The organism is Pectobacterium betavasculorum (assembly GCF_000749845.1).
GTDB lineage: Bacteria > Pseudomonadota > Gammaproteobacteria > Enterobacterales > Enterobacteriaceae > Pectobacterium > Pectobacterium betavasculorum.
In genome coordinates, this window is the sequence record NZ_JQHM01000038.1 from 1 (window position 1) to 2,433 (window position 2,433).

Genomic DNA, 2,433 nt, shown 5'->3' on the forward strand with positions numbered 1-2,433 from the left:
ACCGGCCTGACCTGACCGCCGAGCGTTTCCTTGACGACCCCTTCGCTGGAGAAGGAGAACGGATGTACCGTACGGGCGATCTGGGGCGCTGGTGCGCTGACGGTACGATTGATTATCTGGGGCGCAACGATTCTCAGGTGAAGATCCGCGGCTTCCGCATTGAGCTGGGCGAGATTGAAGCGGCGCTATTGAGCTACCCGTCAGTGGGCGAAGCCGTGGTGATCGCCAGACAGGATGGTGTTGGCGAGCAATTTCTTTCCGCCTATTACGTGTTATCCAAAGGCCATGAGGGCGAAATACCGGAAGCGCAGATATTGCGTGCACATTTGGAGCAAACGCTGCCGGTTTATATGTTGCCGGATGCCTATGTACGGCTCCCTGCCCTACCTTTGACGCCGAATGGCAAACTGGATCGTAAAGCACTGCCGACACCGGATGTCGGCTCGCGAGTAACGCATGTTTACGAGGCGCCGCAAGGCGTTATCGAAGAGACGCTAGCCCGAATTTGGCAAGAGCTGCTGGATCTGGATCAGGTAGGCCGCCACGACAACTTTTTTGAGCTCGGCGGACACTCCATGCTGGCAGTGCGTTTAATGGCTCGGATGCGCGACGAAGGAATGGATACGGATGTCCGGGTACTGTTTGAACAGCCTAATCTAGCGGCTTTGGCCTCTGTGACGGGGCGTAGGGTCGATCTCTCTGTTCCTGACAATTTGATCCCTGCCGGCTGTACGTATATTGTGCCGGAAATGCTGCCTCTGGCGACGTTGTTACAAGAGGACATTGACCGTGTTGTGGCGACGGTGCCCGGTGGTGCAGCTGCCGTACAGGATATCTACCCGCTGGCGCCTTTACAGGAAGGATTGCTCTACCATTCCCTGACGGCGGAGCAGCACGATCCCTATTTATTGAATGCGCTGCTGGCGTTTGACAGCCGGCAGCGTCTCGATGCTTTTATCGACGCGGTAAATCTGGTAATCGCGCGCCATGACGTGTTGCGCACTTCGATAGTGTGGAAAACGCTGCGTAACCCAGTGCAGGTGGTGTGGCGTTCAGCCGTGACACCAGTGACCGAATTCACTCTGAATCCTGCTGATGGCGATATTGCTGAGCAGTTGTTAAATGCCAGCCCGGCGCGGTTGGATATCGGGCGAGCGCCTTTGCTGGCGGTACAGATTGCCGAGGATAAGCTTAATAGCCGCTGGTTGCTGACGCTGTTGTATCACCATTTGGTGGATGATGCGACATCGCTTCAGTTGCTGCTAAAGGAAGCGCAGGCGTATCTGGAAGATAAGGCTGAATCTCTGCCTGCTCCTTTCCAATTCCGCCGCTACGTGGCGCAGGTCCGTCTTGGACGTGATAGCGACGCGGACAACGCTTTCTTCCGCGATATGTTGGGAACGCTAGAAGAGCCTACGCTGCCTTATGGCCTGACGGATGTGCAGGGAGATGGTCAGGGCATCAATAAAGTTATTCAACCCGTGCCGGCGGCGCTGACCCGCGCGCTGCGGGAACAGGCCCGCAGCTTCGGGACTAGCGTGGCCAGCCTGTTCCATCTGGCCTGGGGGCGGGTGATCGGCGTGCTGTCGGGTCGTGAAGACGTGGTCTTCGGGACGGTGCTGGTCGGTCGGCTACAAGGTGGATCCGGTCATGCGCTGGGAATGTTTATCAATACATTGCCGTTACGATTACAACTGTCAGGTTGCAAGGCTGCGGATGCTGTGCGTTATACCCAAAGTCAGCTGGCCGGTTTGTTGGCTCATGAGCACGCCTCGTTGGCGCTGGCGCAGCGTTGCAGCGGCGTGCCTGCGCCGCTACCGCTGTTTAGCGCGTTGTTGAATTATCGGCATACCGCCATTAATCCACAGGATCAAGCCATCTCTCTGTGGGAAGGCATCGATCTTCTCAGTGCGGAAGAGCGAACCAATTACCCTTTGATCCTGTGCGTTGACGATCAGGATAAGGGGCTCACGATGACTGTGCAGGCGGCTATTTCGATAGACGCCGAGCGCGTGGTTGGTTACATGCAGACAGCGCTATCGGGATTGGTTGAGGCGCTGCAAAATGAGCCACAACGGTTGGTTGTCGATATTCCCGTGTTGCCGCCTGAAGAGCGTACGCTGACTATCGAGCAGTGGGGTGCCGCGCAAAGCACCTATCCGTCAACGCATTGTATCCATGAGCAATTTGAAGCGCAGGCGCAGGCGCGGCCGGATGCCACGGCGGTGGTTTGTCAGGCGCAGTCGCTGCGCTACGGCGAACTGAACGCCCGCGCCAATCAGCTTGCGCACTGGCTGATCGAACTGGGCATACGCCCGGACAGCCGTGTGGCGATCGCGCTTGAACGCAGCTGCGAGTTGCCCGTCGCCATTCTGGCGACGTTGAAGGCCGGCGGCGGCTACGTGCCGCTGGATCCCAGCTATCCGCAGGAGC

Annotated in this window: 1 protein-coding gene; it reads left to right on the plus strand. The window is 57.8% G+C overall.

What is annotated here, in order from left to right:
• Nucleotides 1-2,433: condensation domain-containing protein (locus KP22_RS20955; RefSeq protein ID WP_039326270.1), on the plus strand; the 2,433-nt coding region annotated here is incomplete at both ends.